Source organism: Bartonella rhinolophi, from assembly GCF_036576165.1.
Lineage (GTDB): Bacteria > Pseudomonadota > Alphaproteobacteria > Rhizobiales > Rhizobiaceae > Bartonella.
In genome coordinates this window covers 1-22891 of sequence record NZ_JBAFWY010000001.1, presented here as the reverse complement: position 1 = coordinate 22891, position 22891 = coordinate 1, and the positions used below count along the sequence as shown (strand labels likewise).

Annotated in this window: 9 protein-coding genes, 1 tRNA gene and 1 pseudogene; 8 read left to right on the top strand and 3 right to left on the bottom strand. The window is 37.3% G+C overall.

Annotated features, from left to right (window positions below; translation table 11 throughout):
• Nucleotides 1-49: 49 nt before the first annotated feature.
• Both V5N67_RS00055 and V5N67_RS00050 read left to right on the top strand, forming a co-directional pair.
• Nucleotides 50-793, top strand: coding sequence for a 16S rRNA (uracil(1498)-N(3))-methyltransferase (locus V5N67_RS00055; protein WP_332059669.1), 744 nt, complete (start codon nucleotides 50-52; stop codon nucleotides 791-793).
• 68 nt (nucleotides 794-861) lie between these two features.
• Nucleotides 862-2235 (top strand): glutamate--cysteine ligase, encoded by a 1374-nt coding sequence (locus V5N67_RS00050; protein ID WP_332059668.1) that lies wholly within the window; start codon nucleotides 862-864, stop codon nucleotides 2233-2235.
• A gap of 1596 nt (nucleotides 2236-3831) precedes the next feature.
• Here the strand turns inward: V5N67_RS00050 and rpsU are convergent.
• Complete coding sequence (gene rpsU / locus V5N67_RS00045) at nucleotides 3832-4065, bottom strand: 30S ribosomal protein S21 (RefSeq protein WP_332059667.1); 234 nt, start codon at nucleotides 4063-4065, stop codon at nucleotides 3832-3834.
• 169 nt (nucleotides 4066-4234) lie between these two features.
• Nucleotides 4235-5908: a formate--tetrahydrofolate ligase gene (locus V5N67_RS00040; protein ID WP_332059666.1), complete on the bottom strand. Its 1674-nt coding sequence runs from the start codon at nucleotides 5906-5908 to the stop codon at nucleotides 4235-4237.
• Nucleotides 5909-6823: 915 nt separating this feature from the next.
• Between V5N67_RS00040 and V5N67_RS00035 the strand changes: the two genes are divergently transcribed.
• Both V5N67_RS00035 and V5N67_RS00030 read left to right on the top strand, forming a co-directional pair.
• On the top strand, nucleotides 6824-7033 hold the full coding sequence (locus tag V5N67_RS00035; protein WP_332059665.1) for a type II toxin-antitoxin system RelB/DinJ family antitoxin: 210 nt from the start codon (nucleotides 6824-6826) through the stop codon (nucleotides 7031-7033).
• Nucleotides 7034-7173: 140 nt separating this feature from the next.
• Complete coding sequence (locus tag V5N67_RS00030; protein WP_332059664.1) at nucleotides 7174-8064, top strand: hypothetical protein; 891 nt, start codon at nucleotides 7174-7176, stop codon at nucleotides 8062-8064.
• Between the two features lie 435 nt (nucleotides 8065-8499).
• On the opposite strand, the gene V5N67_RS00025 is transcribed toward V5N67_RS00030, so the two are convergent.
• Nucleotides 8500-8576, bottom strand: a tRNA-Arg gene (locus tag V5N67_RS00025).
• A 404-nt stretch (nucleotides 8577-8980) separates the two neighbouring features.
• Here V5N67_RS00025 and V5N67_RS00020 point away from each other — a divergent pair.
• From V5N67_RS00020 to V5N67_RS00005, 4 genes and pseudogenes are all read left to right on the top strand, one after another.
• Nucleotides 8981-10120 carry an efflux RND transporter periplasmic adaptor subunit gene (locus V5N67_RS00020; RefSeq protein ID WP_332059663.1) on the top strand — a complete coding sequence of 380 codons (1140 nt, stop codon included), beginning with the start codon at nucleotides 8981-8983 and terminating at the stop codon, nucleotides 10118-10120.
• A pseudogene (locus V5N67_RS00015) lies at nucleotides 10120-13255 on the top strand (efflux RND transporter permease subunit). Before V5N67_RS00020 ends, V5N67_RS00015 begins: the two are co-directional and overlap by 1 nt.
• A gap of 196 nt (nucleotides 13256-13451) precedes the next feature.
• Nucleotides 13452-15110, top strand: a complete 1659-nt coding sequence (pgi, locus tag V5N67_RS00010; protein ID WP_332059662.1) for a glucose-6-phosphate isomerase — start codon at nucleotides 13452-13454, stop codon at nucleotides 15108-15110.
• Nucleotides 15111-16320: 1210 nt separating this feature from the next.
• A partial coding sequence (locus V5N67_RS00005) for a hypothetical protein (RefSeq protein WP_332059660.1) occupies nucleotides 16321-22891 on the top strand: 6571 nt, incomplete at its 3' end.

The window sequence follows — 22891 nt, the reverse complement described above, 5'->3', positions numbered from 1 at the left end:
TTTTGTTATATATTTTTTTGTGATTATAGTTAATTTTGGCACAATTATTATGCGCGTAAATTATAAACTTAAAAGATTATTTATTCAACAACCACTTTCTTTGAATAAAAAAATACGGATAGAAGGATCACAAGCTTCCTATCTTATACATGTGTTACGCATGCAGGAAGGAGCTGAAATTTTAATTTTCAATGGACAGGATGGTGAGTGGCTTGCTACACTCACCACTATTAAGAAAAGATTTGTTATAGCTCAGCTTATCCATCAAGAAAGGTTGCAGACAGCGCTTTCAGATCTTATTTACTGTTTCGCTTTACTCAAAAATGCACGTTTGGATTACATGGTGCAAAAAGCTGTAGAAATGGGGGTATCGGTTTTGCAGCCTATTATAACACATCATACGCAGGTTACTCGTGTTAATATGACGCGTATGGAGGCTAATGTTATTGAAGCTTCTGAACAATGTGGTATTTTATCTTTACCTGTATGTCTGCCAGCTGTATCTTTAACACAGCTTTTAACACATTGGGATAAGGCACGACCTTTATTTTTTTGTGATGAGGCATATAAAGCGCATAATCCATTATCTCTTTTGAAAAAACACAAAGTTTCTGCATTAGGTGTCCTTATTGGGCCAGAAGGTGGGTTTAGTGAAGAAGAACGTAGCTTGTTAAAAAAACATCCTTTTGTAGTTCCGATATCATTAGGTTCGCGTATTTTACGTGCTGACACTGCGGCTGTTGCTGCTTTGGCTCTTCTTAATGCTACCGTGGGGGATTGGTCAATTGATTAAGAAGCTTGTAAAATCATTCTAAACGATTCATTTAGAATGTTGGAATTAGTGATAGGATAAAATAAGTTATGGCGCTTGATATAATTGATGAAAGTGAAATTGATAACTTAGATTCCCTCGTGAGCTATTTCCAAGGGGGATGTAAAGCAAAGAATGATTGGCGTATTGGTACAGAACATGAAAAATTTCCGTTTTATATAGATGGCTTTCATCCTGTTCCCTATGAAGGCACAAGAGGAATCCGTGCACTGTTAGAGGGAATGAAAGAAGCTTTGGGGTGGAAACCCATTTTAGATGAAGGGAACATTATTGGGCTCGTAGGGCCGGTTGGTCAAGGTGCTATTTCTTTGGAGCCTGGAGGACAGTTTGAGTTATCTGGTGCACCGCTGAAAACAGTTGGTCATACTTATTGCGAGGTGGTGGAGCACTTAGCTCTTCTTAAGAAAATTTCAGAGCCTTTGGGTATTGGTTTTCTTGGTATTGGTGCTAGCCCAAAGTGGACGTTAGCTGAAACGCCACGAATGCCTAAGTCACGCTATCAGATTATGGCGAATTATATGCCGAAAGTTGGTCACAGTGGTTTTGATATGATGTATCGAACCGCAACTGTTCAGGTTAATCTTGATTTTTCTTCTGAAGCGGATATGCGGCGCAAAATGCAAGTATCAATGAAGTTGCAGTCTATTGTAACAGCACTATTTGCCAGTTCACCTTTTACTGAAGGGCGTCCCAATGGCTTGTTGTCTTGGCGTTCTGAAATTTGGTGCGATACTGATAATCAGAGGTGTGGGATTCTTCCCTTTATATTTTCCGAACGTTTTGGTTTTTCAGATTATGTGGAGTGGGCACTTGATGTACCAATGTATTTCGTTGTGCGCGATGGTCATTATCATGATTGTACACATATAACTTTTCGGCAGTTTATGGCTGGAGCGCTAAAAGGAGAGATTGCAAATCCAAGACCCAGTATGGGAGATTGGGTAAATCACTTATCAACTTTATTTCCCGAAGTTCGCTTAAAGCGATTTTTAGAAATGAGAGGTGCGGATTGCGGTTCTTGGAAGCGTATCTGTGCGTTATCAGCTTTTTGGGTGGGGATTCTTTATGATAGTGAAGCGCTAAATGAAGCAGAAGCTTTGACAAAAGATTGGTGTTTTGAAGAAGTTTTAGAGATGCGTAAAAGTGTTCCTAAAGAAGGATTAAGAACTTCTTTTCGTCAGACTGTAGTTTTAGAATTAGCACGTCAAGCTATTACGATTTCACGCAAAGGCTTAAAAAACCGTAAACAATATGATGTAAATGGTGTTGATGAGACAATTTTTCTGAGCCCCTTGGAAGAGGTGATTGCAATGGGTCAGACAGATGCTGATAAATTTTTATCTCATTATCACTCTATTTGGGGTAAGTCTGTAGAGCCAGTGTTTTTAGAATATGCCTATTAGGCTTTTTGAAGTAGAAAAGATTTTTTGTAATTTTGCAAAAGAAGAATTGATGGTTTTGTGATACTGCATGTTTTATGAGAGCAGTTCTTTACAAGCTAAACGATAGTAAGAATGAAGTACGTAGTTTATTTATGTACCATACAAATTAGTTCTTAAATTGGTACTGACAAAATTAAAGGGTTTAATCATATAAAAGAGGTTGTCGCATCATTTTCTGAAGTTCTTGATAGGAGCAATAGAGAGGGGAGCATGAGTAAGTGGTAATGAAGTTTTAAATGCTGTTAATTTGATTGATACGATATGTTAAGGTGCAAATGCATCATTATTTTAAAAAGTTTGTTATTTTTTTTTAATAAGCGCATAATTTTTTGCTTTCATTGGAAAAGTAAATTCGTTAAAGGCAGGGGTTATTTTACCTCATTGTAAGTCTTATTTCTTAATCTTTATTTGTGTATCCTTTACCTTATAAAACAGATAAAAGTCACTAGATGCTACATAACAAAAAATGAACAGTTTTCCCTTTATGAACTATAAATGATCAATATTTTACAGGCTTTGTAGTTTGATCATAGGGTTCCATAATATTATGATGATTGATTAATTTTATTATACACGAAATAAACAAATTGAGTTACATGAACACGTGTTAACACCCAGATCATTAATGTTAATAATAGATGCTAAAAATCAAGGCATTTTATAGGCTTAATTTTAAAAATTAGAGAGGAGAAGTGTATTCGATGTTACAATTTTTTAATTTGGCTACATATTATAATGGTAATTTGCATTTTGCGAATTGACATATTCAGGAAATTTAAATGGTACTGGATGTTTAAGCCCAGATAAGAAAGCTATCACAGGATTCATGCACAAGAAGAATTTTACTAAGAAATAGCAACAAAGTATCTTATAATATATATTCAGTATAGCAGTATATGCTACGAACAATTCCCCGAAATGCTCTTTATTTTTGTGATTTAAAAGGATGAAGAGTCGTTTGAGATTTTCACTATAACAAAGAGCCAGTTACCATGTTTAAATAAACTGTGCTATGATATACATAAAATTGGTAGCTCATTAAAATAGGATGAGATTTCATAAATTAAGCTTTTAAAATTTTTAGCTTTTGTTTTATAGTTTTATCGATATAAAAATCAGCGCTTTCACTCGTCCACACTTCTTTTGTAGAAAAAGAACATCTTATCGCTCACCAAAGAGTATTTTGATTTGCAATACCATTGCATCTGAACTTGCAGCATATATAATAACTAACTTTTCTTATGTATATACCTTTTAAATTCTCAACGCGTTGTAAACATCTCTAAATAAACCGCTAAAATTTCTTTTAATTAGCCGCTAAGCTATTTTTGATCACAGATTATTCTTACATCCTACTAAAGCAATTTGAAGACAGCTAAATATAGCAGTCCACTCAAAGGACACCTACTTAAAATTCACTTTTCTTTGTCTTCAAAGTGAACACCATAAACTATATAAAAAAGAAAAAGCTCTATAATCTACACACACACACACACAGATCTTTAAAATCTCTGCCCTATTAGCGTTGCAGCTTCATAACACACCAATAAAAACGCACTACCTTATAGAAGCAGTCCATCCATTGCTCACAAGACCTTCTCTTTGTGCACGTTTACGGGCAAGCTTACGGGTACGACGAACAGCTTCAGCCTTTTCACGTGCACGCCTTTCTGATGGCTTTTCATAATACCCGCGCATTTTCATTTCACGGAAGATGCCTTCACGTTGCATTTTTTTCTTTAGCGCGCGTAGCGCTTGGTCAACATTGTTATCACGAACGAGTACTTGCACGATCTATCCTGTTTTGTGTTAATGCCATAAATGATAGGTAAAAACTTCATCCTTTAAAAAAGGATATATACTATTAGCGCATATATCACACAAATAAGGTGCTTGTCTATATTGCTTTTTAAAAACTCATTATTTTTGCTATAAAGAGCTTTTCATGACAGGTATAAACTTATGAAAGCCCCTGAATTTCATTATTTTTATCAAGATAAATTTTTTCAGCGCTAGGATAATGCGGTAAACCTGGCATGGTCATGATATTTCCGCAAATAACAACAATAAAGCCCGCGCCTGCTAACAGGCGAACTTCTCGTACAGGAATTTCAAAATCAACAGGAGCACCGTACTGTGTTGGATCAGCAGAAAAGGAATAAGGTGTTTTTGCCATACAAATAGGATATGCTCCGTAACCTTCTTTTTCCCAACACTCAAGCTGTTTAAGAATATGATCTGCGATTATGGCTCCACGTCCACCATATAAATTTTTTATGATACAATTAATTTTCTGAACGAGTGAAAGATCATCTTGATACAGAACTTTAAAGTGAGCATCTTCTTTTTCAATTAAGGTAACAAGCTCTTGTGCAAGGTCTATGGCACCTTTCCCACCCTGTTTCCAATGTTTACAGAGAATAGCTTTATGTCCAGTTGTGGCAACTATTTTTTGTAATGCGTGTATCTCAGCATCACTATCAGTATCAAAGTGATTGATAGCAACAACACAGGGGATACCATAATGCTTCATGTTTTCGATATGTCGCACAAGATTGGCTGCTCCTTTTTGCAAAGCAGGAATATTTTCTACTGCAAGATTATTTTTTTCTACACCACCATTCATTTTTAATGCGCGCATTGTTGCGACAATCACTGTAGCATTTGGTATAATATTTGCTTGTCGACATTTAATATTAAAAAACTTTTCCGCTCCAAGATCGGCTCCAAATCCTGCTTCTGTAATAACATAATCGGCAAGCTTTAAGGCAGTTTTTGTTGCGATAACTGAATTACAACCATGAGCAATGTTGGCAAAAGGTCCTCCATGAACAAGAACAGGGTTATTTTCAATTGTTTGTACAAGGTTGGGTTGTATAGCATCTTTAAGAAGAGCGGTCATTGCGCCTTCTGCGTTAAGATCAGCAACTGTTACAGGCGTTTTATCATAGCGATAGGCAACAATGATTTTTTTAAGTCTTTGTGTGAGATCCTCCAGATTTTCAGCGAGACAAAAAATAGCCATAATTTCTGATGCAACGGTAATATCGAAGCCTGTTTGACGTGGAAAGCCATTAGTTATTCCACCTAATGAAATAACAATATCACGTAATGCGCGGTCATTCATGTCAAGGACACGCTTCCAAACAATGCGACGTGAATCAATGTTTAAGGGATTTCCCCAGTAGATGTGATTATCTATCATTGCAGCAAGAAGATTATGAGCGGCTGTAATAGCATGAAGATCGCCAGTAAAATGTAAATTAAGGTCATCCATTGGTACAACTTGGGCATAACCACCTCCTGCAGCACCTCCTTTTACACCAAAGCAAGGACCTAAAGATGGTTCTCTCAAGACTGCTATTGTTTTTTTCCCAATAAAGTTGAGTGCATCACTCAATCCAATCGTTGTTGTTGTTTTTCCTTCTCCAGCAGGTGTAGGGTTGATAGCGGTGACAAGGATAAGTTTACCATCTGAGTTTTTATTGAGTGATTTTATATACGCAGAAGAAATTTTTGCTTTATCATGTCCATAAGGAATGAGATTTTCATGCGCGATACCAATTTTTTGCGCAAGCTCAGTGATGTGCTGCTTTTGAGCAGCGCGAGCAATTTCAATATCTGTTTTAGGCATAGGTTTAAATTTGCTTTTCGTTGGTGTTTAAATTGTGTGCTGTAAGTTAGACAATATAATTATAGCACATAAACATATAATAAAACACCATAAAAGTCGATTATATGCGGTGCAAGAGGAAATGCTGAAATGGAATAAATTATTATGGATTTTTATTGAGGTGTATAAGAGAACAATAATAATTTAGTTTTGAAAAAAGTAGCAAATGATTATGTACAAGTAATAACTTGATATTGCACCAAGTTGAGTGATCTATGTAAAATTTACCTCACAGCAATTAAAAAATTGCTCATCATTGAATATAGTTTGTGATCTAATCTCAACAAGAACTCTGTACTTTGTTCATGCTTAATTTATTATCCATATATTTGCATTTTTAGGTAATTGATACCGATACACTATTATGGAATTGATGCGATAATATTGTGTTTTTAGCTTGAAGATGACGCTATTATCCATAGCACATTAATGGAAGATGTCGTGGATAAATTTTTTATTATTCTTAAGTAGTAGGAATTTTTGCATTTGGTAGTATTATAATGATCGATCTCATAATTCTAAGTATGTTGGAAGCTTGCATAGATAATTTAAAAGATTTTATCGATTCTGTTACGCAAAAAGCTTTGCCAGATGGGAAGGGTAGCGAGATTCAATAAATTAAAAGCTGATCTGGTAATTTTATAAGCTCAGCTTTTGGCTGTTCACGCTGTTACGCTTGCTAAATTAAATAAAAACAATTTCAAAAAATTTATTTATAAGGCAATCGTTTGGTAATTATGCGTGTGAAGGATTTGTGTATTTAATACCAAAGTGAGAAGTGCTTGTTTCATTTGATAAGTTTTTTGTCATTGTATTACATACATGTTATATGTATAATGCATTGTAGTACAATGTAATTTGTGAGGGGTAATTTTTATGGCTGCTAGTCGTATAGTTCAGGCACGAGTTTCAGAAGATATTCAGCGTGTGGCAAGTCAGGTTATTCAAGCATCTGGTTTGTCAGTTAGTGATGTGGTGAGAGTATTGATGACCCGTATTGCACAAGATAAAGCTATTCCATCAGTATTGTTCCAACCTAGTGTAGAGACAAAAGTGGCTTTTTCTGACTGTGATGAAGGGAATTAAAGATTTACTTTTGTAGAGACGCTATTCGATAATTTATGTGCGAATGATTGGGTGTGCTGCTGTCTTTAAGTTATAATTTTGGATAATTCCAAATGTAAAATGAGTCCAGAATATAAGGTTATTTGAGAAAAGTTATTATTATGCAACCTAAGTATAAATTTACAGGTCAGACGTTGCTTTGGTATGATACTGTGCTTCACAAAATTCAGGCAGTTAGAGATTTTGGAGATGTGAAATCTGGAACACTAGGTGGCTGGATAGAGTCAGAAAAGAATTTGAGTCACTTTGGAAATGCTTGGGTTGCTGATGATGCTAAGGTTTTTGGCAATGCTCAGGTTTCTGATAATGCTATGATTAATGGCAAAGCTGGGATTTTTGATGGTGCTAAGATTTTTGGCAATGCCATGCTTTCTGATAATGTTTTGGTTTTTGGAGATGTTCAAATTTCCGATAATGCTAAGGTTTTTGGTAATGCCAAAGTTTCTGATCGTGCTCAAGTTTTTGGCAATGCTCAAGTTTCTGATAATGCTACAGTTGATGGTAATGCTAAAATTTCTGATAATGCTGAGATTTTTGGCAATGCTTTCGTTTATGATAATGCTCAGATTTATGGTAATGCTGTAGTTTATGGCAAAGTTCACGTTACTGAAAATGCTCAAATTTTTGGTAATGCTAAAATTTCTGATGACGCTCAAATTTTTGGTAATTCCAAAGTTTTTGGTGATGCCAGTGTTTTTGATAATGCTGTAGTTGATGGTAGTGCTAATGTTTCTGGCAAGGCTATAGTTTCTGGTAAAGCGCTGATCTCTGGCGATGCTCAAGTTTCTGGTTATGCCAATGTTTCGGGCAATGCTATCATTTCTGGCAAGGCTATAGTCTCTGGTCAAACTCAGGTTGCTGGTAACACAAAGGATCTTGGGAATGTTTGGAATTGTTATTCAAAACAAGATTGGCTGGTACTAGCTTCGATTTTTGTTGTAATTTTCATTGTAGGGATTTTACTGGGTCGAATATTGCGTAGATCCAAATAGCTTTTTGTTTCTTCATAAAAGAATATAGAGAAGATCTCTTGAGTGGTGAATATGGGGTTCATTAAGAGTTTACTTCAAAATATCTATTCTACACATTAAATTTTTTAAGCGGTGTTTGATATAAAATTTCATATTTTCCCAGCTTGATCGAATACCGAGAGGGAATTTTGTGTATTTTTTGATAATTATCGAAAGAATGTACTTTTTTCATTATGTCATGAGGGTACAACGGTTTTTACTGCTTTAATAATTATCAAGTCTTATTGTAAGAATAATAGCTATATCATTATGACTTATAGCATACAGCACACATATTCAATTCTTTAGAATCGATGTGAACATACGTTTAAAATTGTACGATGAAAGAGAGATTGCTCTATGACCTGAGGAATAATGAAAATAACCAACTAACTGATTATTTTAATTTCTTAAATATGGCGCACCCGAAGAGATTCGAACTCCTGACCCCCAGATTCGTAGTCTGGTGCTCTATCCAGCTGAGCTACGGGTGCGTATATTTTTAGTTTTCTATATTATAATTTATAAGAATAAGGGGTTCCTAATCGTTTCATTGAGGAATTGCAAGTAAAACTTGCTGAAAATAAAACTTTTATCTATCCATTCGTTATATTTTTTTAAAAGATCCCGATATATTTTCGGCTCTAGTTGGATTTTTTCATGGTGATTTTTTTTTATGTTCACAGTGTAATTCAATATGAATAATAGTTGACTTGACAGTTTAATTCATGAAATTATAATCGGATACGCAGCATAGTACTGGATAAAGTATGCTTTTTTTGGTGGGGAGTGGGGCGCGTTGTCTACATCCACATTCGATTTTTTGTGCATTCAGGTATTGCTGTTGAGGAGCATTTCAAAAAAAAATTACGTATTAATTACGAAGCAAGGATAGATCATGGGGGCATTGAAAAAGATCGTTCCATTAGTATTTTTAGTAATCGTTCTGGTCACCGCTTATTTTTGGTCAAAACACCGTTCAGAACAATCTATTCCTACAGTGGATAAAAAAGAAAATGTATCACACACAACATCAGAAGTATCGAAGGGGATGCATTCATCGCATGTTGCTGTCAGTTCTGTGAAAATTCAAGATTTTTATAAACAGTTTAATGCACTTGGTAGTGGGCGAGCTATTGCGACAGCAGAGCTAACGCCGTGGTCAGCTGGTATGATTGATGAGCTTTATGTATCTGCGGGAGCAAAAGTGAAAGCAGGTGATTCAATTGCAAAGCTTGATTCTAAAAAGGAAGAAATTGCGGTTGCAAGAGCAAAAGTGCAACGTGACAATAGTGCATTAGCGCTTTCAAGGACTCTTAAGTTGCGTGCTACCAATACTGCAACAGAGGTTCAGGAAATTGCTGCACGCTTGGAACTGGATAACGCAAATTTGGCTTTGCGGGATGCTGATTTAGCACTTGATCGACGAACAATTCGTGCGCCGATTAGCGGAGTTGTTGGTATTTTACCTATTGATATAGGGAATACCGTTGCTCTTAATACTATAATAGGTCGTATTGAAAATAGGGAACGCGTTTTAGTTGATGTGTGGGTTCCTGAGCGATATGCACCACACATTCATAAAGGAGATGAAGTGGTTGCAAGTTTGACCGAACAATCGGATAAAACCTTTGTTGGTCATATTTACGCACTTGACAATAAAATTGATGCAGAAAGTCGTACACTTCATGTTCAGGTTGAAATTCAAAACGAAAAAGATGTGCTCATGTCTGGTATGTCTTTTTCTATAGAGTTTCAGTTTTTTGATGGTTCTTTTCCTGTCGTTGATCCTCTTGCAATTCAGTGGAACAGTAGAGGATCTTTTGTTTGGCGTGTAAAAGAGGGTAAGGTAGGGTACGTTCCTGTATCGATTATCCAACATAAAGAAGATCAAGTATTTGTGAAAGCTCCTTTAGAAGATGGTGATCAAATTGTTATTCAGGGAGTGCAAATGCTTTACCCAGGTGGCAGCGTTATTATTGATGATTCAACGGTCCATCAACAAAAATTATCGACAGCTGATGGGCAGGATGCATAATGGTTCAAGAATCTGAAACGAGACAACCTTTGGCAAAGCCAGAGCAGGGTGGTATTCTAGGGATTTTTATTCGTAGACCAATTTTTACTTTTGTTTTGAATGCCATGATCATAATTGCAGGGGTTGCTGCATGGATGGGCATTGAGATACGTGAATTGCCTAATGTAGATATTCCAGTAATGACGATTGTAACGCGTTTTGCTGGTGCATCAGCAGAAACAATTGATCGTGAAGTTACGAAAACTATAGAAGATGGGGTTTCTCGTGTTTCAGGAGTTAAAACAATTTCTTCGACATCTTCTTTTGGTCGTTCTCGTATCGAGATTAAATTTAATGTTGGTGTTGATCTAAATGTTGCGGCTTCGGATATTCGCGATGCTATTTCTCGTATTGCTAATTCTTTACCCAAGGAGGCTGATTCTCCTCAGATTATTAAGGCAGATGCTGACGCTGCTGCGATTATGTATCTAGTGGTGACTTCACCAACGATGAGTATTGATGATTTGACAGAGGTTGTAGACGATCAAATTGTTGATTTGCTTTCTGCAGTTGATGGTGTTGGTGATGTGCAGGTGGATAGTGCTCGCACGAAAATTTTTCAGATTGATGTGGATCAAGCAAAGCTTGCTAGCTATGGATTGACTGTGGCGGATGTTGCACGTGTTCTTTCTGATATGTCTACTGATGCTCCTGTGGGATCATTGCGAAATTCCAAAGAATCGTTAATTGTGCGTGCTACTGCTCGATTAACGACGCCAGAAGATTTTGAGCAAGTTATATTGAAGCCTCATGTACGTATTAGTGATATTGCGCGTGTTACTTTGTCACCTGATATAGAAACAGTTATTCTGCGCGTTAATGGAGAAACGGGAATTGGGTTGGGTATTGTGCGTAAGGCGCAATCTAACGTGCTTGACATTTCTAAAGGTATTCGAAAGGTTGTTGATCATCTTAAAGCTATTCTTCCTCCTTCTGTGCAAGTAAATATTATTAATGATGATGCTATTTTTATTAAGAGTGCTCTTCATGAAGTTGAAGCTGCGTTGGTCATTGCTATACTTAGTGTGATTGTAGTCATTTTTCTTTTCCTTAGAGATATTCGCATAACGCTTATTCCTGCCTTATCTATTCCAGTAGCGCTCATTGGAACAGTTGCTGCGATTTATTTTGCAGGTTTTTCTTTGAATATTTTAACGTTTTTAGGGTTTGTTTTAGCAACTGGGCTTGTCGTGGATGATGCAATTGTTGTTCTTGAGAATATTGTTCGACGACGCAATATGGGGCTTGGTTCTTTGTCAGCAGCGGTGTTAGGAACACGAGAAGTATTTTTTGCTGTTTTGGCAACAACATTGACTCTCGTGGCTGTTTTTGTGCCTATTTCTTTTCTTCCTGGACAAATTGGGGGGCTTTTTAGAGAGTTCGGTTTTGTGCTAGCAATTTCTGTTTTACTTTCTTCAGTTGTTGCTTTGACGCTTTGTCCTATGCTTGCTTCCCGTTTTCTTAAAGCGCATGTTGAAAATGATGGGAAGAGTGCGCGCTATTTTGTTTTTTTAGATAAATTAGGTACTTTCTTTAGTGAGAGCTATGCTCGTAATTTGCGCAGATGTTTGGAGCGACCGTGGACTGTTATTTTTGTTTCACTTATTTTTTCTGTTGTTTGTATTGGAAGCTATATGAAATTACAACACGAGCTAACACCAGAAGAAGATAGGGGTGCTGTCCTATTGGTTATTAATGGGCCGCAGGGGATGTCAACGCAATATTTGAATGAGCAGGTAGAGCAAATTGAAGCGAGCTTGCAGCCGTTGCGTGATGCTGGTGAGGTTGCTAATAGTTATTCTATAGCGGGGTTTGGTGGTTCTCCTAATAAAGCTTTCCTGATTTTATTGCTTTCATCTTGGGAGAATCGCTCGCGTAGCCAACAGGAAATCGTTAAAGATATTAATGAAAAAGTTAAACAGTTTCCAGCAGTGTTCGTATTTGTTGCTCAAGGTAATTCTTTAGGAGTTCGAGGAACTGGTCAAGGGTTACAATTTGCAATTCTTGGAGATAATTATGCGAAATTACAGTCAACTGCTGATGAGCTACTGCATGCTCTAAGAACTGATAAGCGTTTTGTTCGTCCTCGCCTTACTGTTGATGCAACACAGTCGCAATTTTTTATTGAAATTGACCGAGAAAAAGCTTCTAATTTAGGAATTGATATTACCAATTTAGGTAATACATTGCAGGCAATGTTGGATGGGAAAAAAATTGGTTCCATTTATGTGGATAACCATTCTTACGATGTAAAACTTATGTCGCGTAAAAATCCTATCAATAACCCTGCCGATTTAGAAAATGTTGTTTTAAAAACAAAAGATAATAAATATATTCCTTTGTCAGTTATTGCAAACATGCATGAAAAAGCTACTGCGCCTCAATTAAAACGAGAGGAACGTATGAGCGCTGTTGTTTTAAGTACAAATCTTGCTCCAGGTGTTGCATTAGGCAGTGGTTATCGGATTGTGCAAGAAATTGCTTCTCCTTTGTTATCGGGAGAAAATTATATTATTCCTTTGGGGGGGAGCTGCAACGCTTGGTGAAACGTCTTCTAATTTAACGGTTGTTTTTGGAGTTGCTTTTTTAATCATTTTATTGGTTTTAGCTGCGCAATTTGAAAGTTTTATTTCAGGGTTTATTATAATGGCTACTGTGCCATTGGGACTTGGTTGTGCAGCCATTGCTATGCTTTTGAGTGGTGTTAGTCTCAATATTTATAGCCAAATTGGTTTGGTTTTATTGATTGGTGTGATGGCCAAAAATGGTATTCTAATTGTTGAGTTTGCGGATCAGTTACGTGATCAAGGTAAAAGCGTGCGTGAAGCTGTAGAGGAAGCAGCCAATATTCGCCTTCGTCCAGTTTGTATGACAATGATTTGTGCTATTTTAGGGGGGATTCCTTTGATTTTAGCAAAAGGAGCTGGTGCGGAAGCACGCATAGCCTTAGGTTGGGTCATTGTTGGTGGTTTGGGGTTGGCAACTATTTGCACTCTTTATGTAACACCTGTTGTTTATCTTTTTCTTGGGCGTTTTGTGAAACCAAAAGCAGAGGAAACTGCACGTTTAGCGAGAGAACTAAGCCAAGCTGAATGATCCGTTTGGCACAAAATAGCTGAAAGATTTTTTAAACTTTTTCTTAAAAGATATCATTTAGGGATCTTATCACTTTATTTTCTCACTGTTTCATTTGTGTATGGACAGTGAGAATTAGTTGCAGTAAAGGAGCTTTTCTATCCTATTATCATCTGTATTTAAATTCTATTGGTGATGACCATAGGAGATATAGTTTATGATTCGCGATGAAAAAATCTTTGAGGATGCTTTAAAAGCTCTAAAAGAACATGCTACAAAAGATAAAGTTTGTGATATTCGTCAACATTTTGCAAAAGACAAAAAACGCTTTACCAATTTTTCTTTAAAACTTGATGATTTTCTTTTTGACTTTTCAAAATGCGGTGTAGCATCTCATACATTATGCCTCTTAGATAATTTGGCTGTTGTTGCAGGTGTATTAAGTAGACGCGAAGCCATGTTTTCTGGTGAGCTTATTAATTTTACTGAAAAGCGTTCAGTTCTCCATACTATTTTGCGTTTGCCTGCTAATGAAGTTTTTATTTTGAATAAGCGCGATATTGTTCAAGATATTCAAGCCGTTTTTGCTCATATGGAAAAGTTTTCTGAAACAGTTCGTAATGGCAGTTATAAAGGAAGCAGTGGGAAAAGGATAACTGATGTTGTAAATATTGGTATTGGAGGTTCTTATCTTGGACCTGCAATGGTTACCAGTGCCTTAAAGCCTTATCATGATGGACCACGTTGTCACTTCGTTTCTAATATCGATAGTGCGCATATTTCTGACATTCTTGCTGATTTAGATCCAGAAACGACACTGTTTATTATTGTTTCTAAAACTTTTACTACAGCTGAAACAATAGAAAATGCTCACGTTGCACGTCAATGGATCAGTTCACATACACGGGAAGAGGCTGTTGGGAAGCATTTTGTTGCTGTTTCGAGCGCAGTCGATAAAGTGACGAAATTTGGTATAGATTCTTCGCGAATTTTTGAATTTTGGGATTGGGTAGGAGGGCGTCATTCAGTTTGGTCAGCTGTTGGTCTTATTGTCATGTTGGCAATAGGAGGTCAAGGTTTTCGCCAATTTCTTGAAGGTGCTCAGCAAATGGATCAACATTTTAAAAATGCACCTTTGCATGAAAATATTCCTGTGCGGTTTGCTCTTTTAGGATTTTGGCATCGTGTTATTTGTGGTTATTCATCGCGAGCTATTATTCCTTATGCACAGCGTTTATCACGTCTTCCAGCTTATTTACAGCAGCTTGATATGGAATCAAATGGCAAAAATATTTCTTTAAATGGCAAGCCAATAAATTTTTCAACAGGTCCAGTTACTTGGGGAGGTTCAGGAACAAATGGACAACATGCTTTTTTCCAACTTTTACATCAGGGCACAGATGTTGTTCCTGTGGAGTTTATTTTATTTGTAAAAGGGCATGAGTCTGATTTACATCATATGCATGATATGCTGGTAGCTAATTGTCTAGCACAGTCAGAAGCTTTAATGAAAGGCTGCGGGGTTGAGGATGCTAGGCGTGTCACTGTAAGCGGTGAAACTTATAATAACGAGGCAGACAGGTTTGCAATTCATAAAAGCTGTACAGGAAATCGTCCAAGCATTATGTTAATCCAAGATTTACTGACTCCTTTTACGCTTGGTCGTTTAATTGCACTTTATGAGCATCGTGTTTTTGTTGAAGGTGTTTTAATGAATATTAATTCATTTGATCAGTGGGGCGTTGAGCTGGGAAAAGAGCTTGCAAATGAATTGTTACCTGTTATTCGCGGAACACACAAAGCCAATAATCGTGATAGCTCAACATTAGGGTTATTAACGCATATTAAAGAGAGGCGTATTTTGAGTGTAGCTTGACAGTAAGTTGTATTAAGCGAAAAAAGTGAGATTAGGGAGGAATTCATAGAATTTTGACACAAGAAAATGCAAAAATTGAATTTAGTAGCAACAAGGGGAGGGGACTTTGAAAAATCTGAAAAGTCTTTGAAAAAAATCACATAAAGAATAAAATCACTAAAAAACCAAAAAGAATTTCACGTTTGATGAAATGTTCAAAAAATAGAAAAAAATCTATTATTGATGTTTTCATATTTACTTTTTATTAGATAATTGTTTTGTTAAAATATTTCGAAATAATTGAAGATACTCTCCAAATGATACTCACATGAACCCTTTATCGAGATGGAGGCCTTTTAGAAAAATTGATCCACAGCGAGAATAGTTAACCACTTATACGATTTTGTATCGGATTCTAAAAAGTTACTATCAGCCATGTATGATTACCACAGCCACAAAAAATTTCAACACTTACCTATTTAAAATTTGAACACTTTAACGATAAGGAATTTTCTTCGACTTTTATACTGCAACGTTTAAACTTAGCAGTAAAGTAGTAAAATACACACTTGTTACTCCTTCATATACAAAGAAGCTATCACATTGTTAACCAAACATTGTTCTTACTAAAAAACTAATCATCATAAACTACAACCTCGCAAAAAACCATCACCACCACAGCGTTGAATAGCTTTTTGCAAATTCTCTAAAAAAACGAAAGATACAAAATACCACAAAGATCTCCATCAATATACGCAAAAAAACACCCAACGCAATTCACAACGATGAAGCTCTTTCTATAGCCAAATCACCCTCCGCAAAAACACAATCTTTAACATCAAAAAAAATCTTAACACCCGAATAGTCCACACAGTGACAAAAAAACCACTACCACTTTACGACTATTTCGTGTAATAATCTGTAAATATAAAAAATAATCTCGCTACAAAACAACTTTACAGATTACTTCACTCATTTAATTCAAAAAAGTAACCCTTACAAAATGTCTACACTTATCTACAAACTTAAACACCTACCTCGATACATGGTAAAACACAAATGCGACTTCTTTATGTCTATTACAGTGCACTTTTTTCTCACTCATTATACCAACTTACCTGAGTAAAGCACGTCACATCACACTAAACTACGTGAATTTCAAAAAACATGGCCAAAGCTAATTATAAAATATGTTTTTTTTATGTTTTAAAATTTTTCTTATGGGGATTCTATGAAAAAGCTAAAATCAAATTTAATTACAACTGTTTCGTTAAGCACTGCAATGGCAGTACTTTTATCGAGTGTATCTCCTGTTTATGCTGCGAGTCTTGCAATACAGGGGTGGAACAATCAGGGTTCAAATGCTAATACACAAAACGGTGCTGTGGAAGGTAGTCATGGTAGTATTATTTTAGCTGGTGTTCCTGGTAGTGGTACTGCTGATAATTATAATGCCTGTGGTGCAGATCTTGTTATTGGTCGTGGAGGCGGTTCACATGGTGCTGGGGGAATAACTGCAGAGGAGCAATATATTAGATTTGTTGAAAATCAAGTGTTTGGTGGGAAGAATCCTTATGGTGTAGTTGATACTAAAACGAATCAGAGCGATAGTGGCTATATGGGGAGTCTAACGGGAGGTGTAGTGAATGCTAAGCCTGAGGCTTATGGTATTTTTTCTTTTGCCACTGGTTGTGGGTCTTCTGCAACAGGGAATTATTCAACAGCATTTGGTTCGGGCGCAACTGCATCGGCTGGAGGAGCAATGGCATTTGGCGTTTCTGCACTTGCTAGCGGAAGAGTAAGTTTTGCTATGGGTGTGGGATCGGAAGCTTCAGGAGAATCTGCTGTTGCTTTGGGTGGGCTTTCATTATCATCTGGTAAAGAAAGTGTTGCTATAGGGACTAGAGCGACTGCAAATGCAGATTATGGGGTAGCTATAGGCTCACGAGCTCAAGCTCAAGCTCAAGGCTCTATTGCAATAGGCAGTGCTGATTCTGATGAAAAACAGGCAATAGCAGGAGCTGCAAATGCGATTGCTATAGGTTCGCACGCTCAGGCTGATACGGATGGTTCGGTTTCTATTGGTATAAACGCACAGGTAGTTGCTGAAGGTGGTGTTGCTGTGGGTGCGGGGGCTGTTTCTCGCGCTGAATCTTCCATTGCGGGTTATAATCCTGGAATCAATACGACATTAGAAAGTGAAAATACTGCATGGGTAAGCACTAAAGGTGCTTTTAGTATTGGTGATGTTGAAAATGGGGTAACACGGCAGATTACAGGAGTGGCTGCAGGAACCAGCGAGACCGATGCAGTAAATGTTGCTCAGTTAAAAGCTTTAAAAGGATATGCTGAAAGTTTAGAGTTGAATATTTCTGTTAATGAAGAAAATATTTCACCGAATGGTAAGCTAGACTTTTCAGCTGCAAGTGACAATTTGAAAGTTGTAAAAGATTCAGACAGTAAAATAGCTTTTGATTTGGCAAAAAATATTACGCTGGATAGTGTAAAAGTAGGAGATAGTGTTTTAGATGCAGCTGGTTTGGTAATAGCTGGTGGTCCAAAAATTACGAACGATGGCATTGATGCTGGAAATAAAGTGATCGCTAATCTTAAGGGTGGGAAAGTTTCTGTCGCTTCAGCAGAAGCTGTGACGGGTGGTCAACTTTATGCTTTAAGTGATACATTTGCTAAATATTTGGGCGGGGGTGCTCGTTATGAAGATGAAAATTGGACAGCGCCAAAATTTGATATTGTGCAATTTAATTCCGACGCATTGTCCGATGAGAAGAAGAGTTATGATAACGTTTCTGGTGCTTTTGATGGGGTCAATGCTGCTTTTACAAATTTGAATAGTAAGATTGATAATGTAAAAAATAATCTCCTTATTAAACAGGATGGTGACAGTGATATCATTGCTATTGGCAATGAAGTTGCTGGTACTGTAATCAGTGTTACAAATCGTAGCGGTGTGTCTCGCAAACTTACTGGTGTAGCGAGTGGGCAGATTTCTGTAGATTCATCTGATGCAATAAATGGTTCTCAGCTTTACTCGGTAAATAACACGCTTGCTTCATATTTTGGTGGTGGTGCTAACTTTGGAAATGGAGTGTGGACTGCGCCAAAATTTGATATCGTGCAGTTAGACTCTAAAGGAGTGATCGGTGATAAGCAGAGTTATAATAACGTTTCTGGTGCTTTTGATGGGGTCAATGCTGCTTTTACAAATTTGAATAGTAAGATTGATAATGTAAAAAATAATCTCCTTATTAAACAGGATGGTGACAGTAATATCATTGCTATTGGCAATGAAGTTGCTGGTACTGTAATCAGTGTTACAAATCGTAGCGGTGTGTCTCGCAAACTTACTGGTGTAGCGAGTGGGCAGATTTCTGTAGATTCATCTGATGCAATAAATGGTTCTCAGCTTTACTCGGTAAATAACACGCTTGCTTCATATTTTGGTGGTGGTGCTAACTTTGGAAATGGAGTGTGGACTGCGCCAAAATTTGATATCGTGCAGTTAGACTCTAAAGGAGTGATCGGTGATAAGCAGAGTTATAATAACGTTTCTGGTGCTTTCGATGGAGTTAATACTGCTTTTACAAATTTAAATAGTAAGATTGATAATGTAAGAGACACTCTCAAAGATAATCTTCTCATTAAACAGGATAAAAGCAGTAATATCATTACTATTGGCAATGAAGTACTTGGTACTGTAATCAATGTCACAAATAGTAGCGGTATGGCTCGCAAGCTCACTGGTGTAGCGAGTGGGCAGGTTTCTGCAAATTCATTTGATGCAATAAATGGTTCGCAACTTTACTCGGTAAATAACACGCTTGCTTCATATTTTGGTGGTGGTGTTAATTTTGAAAATGGAGTGTGGACTGCGCCAAAATTTGATATCGTGCAGTTAGACTCTAAGGGAGTGATCGGTGATAAGCAGAGTTATAATAACGTTTCTGGTGCTTTCGATGGAGTTAATACTGCTTTTACAAATTTAAATAGTAAGATTGATAATGTAAGAGACACTCTCAAAGATAATCTTCTCATTAAACAGGATAAAAGCAATAATATCATTACTATCGGTAGTGAAGTAGTTGGTCTTGTAGTTGATGTCGCAAATAGTGGTGGTGTGTCTCGAAAAATTACTGGTGTAGACAGTGGGCAGATTTCTGTAGATTCATCTGATGCAATAAATGGTTCTCAGCTTTACTCGGTAAATAACACGCTTGCTTCATATTTTGGTGGTGATGCTAGGTACGAAAATGGAAGATGGACGGGTCCAAGATTTGATATTATAGAATTCAATTCTGATGGATTAAGTAATGGAAAAAAGAGCTATTATACTGTTTCGAGCGCTTTTGACGCAGTTGGTAGCAATTTTGCAAATTTGAATAAGAATATTCGTGATGTACAAGATGGTCTTCTTGTTAAACAAGCAAGGGATATGTTGCCTATTACTATTGGTCAAGCAGTAGGTGGTATTTTAATTGATTTCACAAATAAGGATGGGGTATATCGTAAACTTACTGGTGTAGCAGATGGACTGATCTTTGAAGGTTCAACGGAAGCAGTGAATGGTGGTCAACTTTATTCGGTAGGTGATGCTCTTGTTTCATACCTTGGGGGTAACGCTAAGTATGCGAATGGAATGTGGACAGATCCAATTTATCGTATTCAGGGTACTGCGTATAATAATGTTGGTTCTGCTTTTGAGGGAGTTAATAACTCTATTACGAGTATAAATAACTCTATTCTTGATATAAAAAATGATATTAGTGGAAATATTAATCCAAACACTCTGGTGTGGGATAGCTATGAAAATGCGTTTGTTGCCAATCATGTCATAGATGGTGTGAAAACCAATGCTAAGCTTAAGTTTCTTCTTGATGGAAACATCTCGTTAGGATCAACGGAAGCTGTAACAGGTGGCCAGCTTTATTCTGTGAATAAAACGTTTTCTACATATTTTGGTGGTGGTGCTAATTTTGAAAATGGAGTGTGGGTTGCGCCAAAATTCGAGGTCGTACAATTTAATTCTAGTGGATTGATCAGCGAAAAGCGGAGTTATAATAATGTTGCTAGTGCTTTTTCTGGGGTTAATGAAGCTTTCGTAAGTCTTGATGACAAGATTAATGATGTAAAAAATCAGACTCTTGTTCAGCAAAATGGAAAGATTGCTCCTATTAACATCGGTGCAGGTACAGGTGGAAATAGAATTATAGTTGCAAACAGTGATGGTGCGTCGCGTATTATCTCTGGTGTGATGGCAGGAAGTATTGCAGAAGGGTCAACAGAGGTTATAACTGGTAATCAGCTTTATTCAATGAGTAACATGCTTGCTACATATTTTGGTGGTGGTGCTAGGTACGAAAATGGAGGATGGACATTACCAAATTTCAAGGTTACTAAGCTTAATGATAATGGTGTTGCTGAAGAAGCAAGCTATACAAATGTTGCCGACGCTCTTGCAGGTATGAGCAACTCGTTTAAAAATATTAAAAATGATTTCACGACAGAGATTACTCAAGAGGTCATTGATCAAATTACAGGTAATGTTCTAAGTGATCTTACTCAAACAGTTATTACTGAGGTTAATCGTACTAGCCTTATAAAACAAGGTTCTTCCACAAAGCCTATCACAATTGGTGGGAACACAGGTGGCACTGAGATTATAATTGCAAACAGTGATGGTGCATCGCGTATTGTCTCTGGTGTGAAGGCAGGGAGTATTTCAGAAGGCTCAACAGAGGCTATAACTGGTGGTCAGCTTTATTCAGTGAGCAACATGCTTGCTACATATTTTGGTGGTGGCGCTAGATATGAAGGTGGAGAATGGAAAGCTCCAGACTTCACGGTTGTTACACTCAATGATGATGGTGTTGCTGAAGAGGCAAGTTATACAAATGTTGCCGATGCTCTTGCAGGTATGAGCAACTCGTTCAAAAATATTAAAAACGATGTTGCAAATGGTGTTTCTCAAGATGTCATTGACGATATCACTCAAATAGTCACGACTGCTGTTAAGAGTACTAGCCTTGTTAAACAAAATGAATCCACAAATGCTATCACTATTGGTGGAGAAATAGGTGGCGCTGAGATTACAGTTTCCAACAGTGAAGGTCTTGCGCGTATTATCTCTGGCGTGAAGGCAGGGAGTATTTCAGAAGGCTCAACAGAGGCTATAACTGGTGGTCAGCTTTATTCAGTGAGCAACATGCTTGCTACATATTTTGGAGGTGGCGCTAGATATGAAGATGGAGAATGGAAAGCTCCAGACTTCACGGTTGTTACACTCAATGATGATGGTGTTGCTGAAGAGGCAAGCTATACAAATGTTGCCGATGCTCTTGCAGGTATGAGCAACTCGTTCAAAAATATTAAAAACGATGTTGCAAATGGTGTTTCTCAAGATGTCATTGACGATATCACTCAAACAGTCACGAATGCTGTTAAGAGTACTAGCCTTGTTAAACAAGATAAATCCACAAATGCTATCACTATTGGTGGAGAAATAGGCGGTACTGCAATTACAGTTGCCAACAGTGAAGGTGTATCACGTAGTATCTCTGGGGTAAAAGCAGGAACGCTTGCTGCTGGCTCAACAGAGGCTGTTAACGGTGCACAGCTCTATTTGGCGAGTAACGCACTTGCTTCATATTTTGGAGGAGGAGCTAAATATGAAGGTGGAGAATGGAAACTCCCAGATTTCACGATTACCCAAGTCAATGATGAAGGTGCTTTTGTAGAGGGAAGTTATAAAAGTGTTGCTGATGCCCTTGCAGGTATAAGCAGTTCTTTCATAAATATTAAACAGGGCGTCATAGACGGTGTATTGGATGATGTAACGGAAGAAATCGTTAATGGAATCAATAATGATGTTATCGCTGGAATTACTCAAACAGTTACGGATGCGGTTAACGGTAATAGACTTGTTAAACAAGATGAATCCACAAATGTTATTATTATTGGTGGAAATGTAGCTGGTAATGAAATTACAGTTGCCAACAATGATGGTGCATCACGTATTGTTTCTGGGGTAAAAGCAGGAACGCTTGCTGCTGGCTCAACAGATGCTGTTAACGGTGCACAGCTCTATTTGGCGAGTAATGCACTTGCTACATATTTTGGAGGTGGCGCTAGATATGAAGATGGAAAATGGACATTCCCAGACTTCACAGTTGTTACACTCAATGATGATGGTGTTGCTGAAGAGGCAAGCTATACAAATGTTGCCGATGCTCTTGCAGGTATGAGCAACTCGTTCAAAAATATTAAAAACGATGTTGCAAATGGTATTTCTCAAGATGTCATTGATGACATCACTCAAACAGTCACGACTGCTGTTAAGAACACTAGCCTTGTTAAACAAAATTCATCCACAAATACTATCAGCATTGGTGGAGAAATAGGTGGTACTGCAATTACAGTTGCCAACAGTGAAGGTGTATCACGTAGTATCTCTGGGGTAAAAGCAGGAATGCTTACAGCTGGCTCAACAGAGGCTGTTAACGGTGCACAGCTCTATTTGGCGAGTAACGCACTTGCTTCATATTTTGGAGGAGGAGCTAAATATGAAGGTGGAGAATGGAAACTCCCAGATTTCACGATTACCCAAGTCAATGATGAAGGTGCTTTTGTAGAGGGAAGTTATAAAAGTGTTGCTGATGCCCTTGCAGGTATAAGCAGTTCTTTCATAAATATTAAACAGGGCGTCATAGACGGTGTATTGGATGATGTAACGGAAGAAATCGTTAATGGAATCAATAATGATGTTATCGCTGGAATTACTCAAACAG

Bases quoted from the DNA above. Each gene is read 5' to 3' on its own strand.
- V5N67_RS00055 (WP_332059669.1), top strand. From the start codon at position 50: ATGCGCGTAAATTATAAACTTAAAAGATTATTTATTCAACAACCACTT.
- V5N67_RS00050 (WP_332059668.1), top strand. From the start codon at position 862: ATGGCGCTTGATATAATTGATGAAAGTGAAATTGATAACTTAGATTCC.
- V5N67_RS00040 (WP_332059666.1), bottom strand. From the start codon at position 5,908: ATGCCTAAAACAGATATTGAAATTGCTCGCGCTGCTCAAAAGCAGCAC.
- V5N67_RS00035 (WP_332059665.1), top strand. From the start codon at position 6,824: ATGGCTGCTAGTCGTATAGTTCAGGCACGAGTTTCAGAAGATATTCAG.
- V5N67_RS00030 (WP_332059664.1), top strand. From the start codon at position 7,174: ATGCAACCTAAGTATAAATTTACAGGTCAGACGTTGCTTTGGTATGAT.
- V5N67_RS00020 (WP_332059663.1), top strand. From the start codon at position 8,981: ATGGGGGCATTGAAAAAGATCGTTCCATTAGTATTTTTAGTAATCGTT.
- pgi (WP_332059662.1), top strand. From the start codon at position 13,452: ATGATTCGCGATGAAAAAATCTTTGAGGATGCTTTAAAAGCTCTAAAA.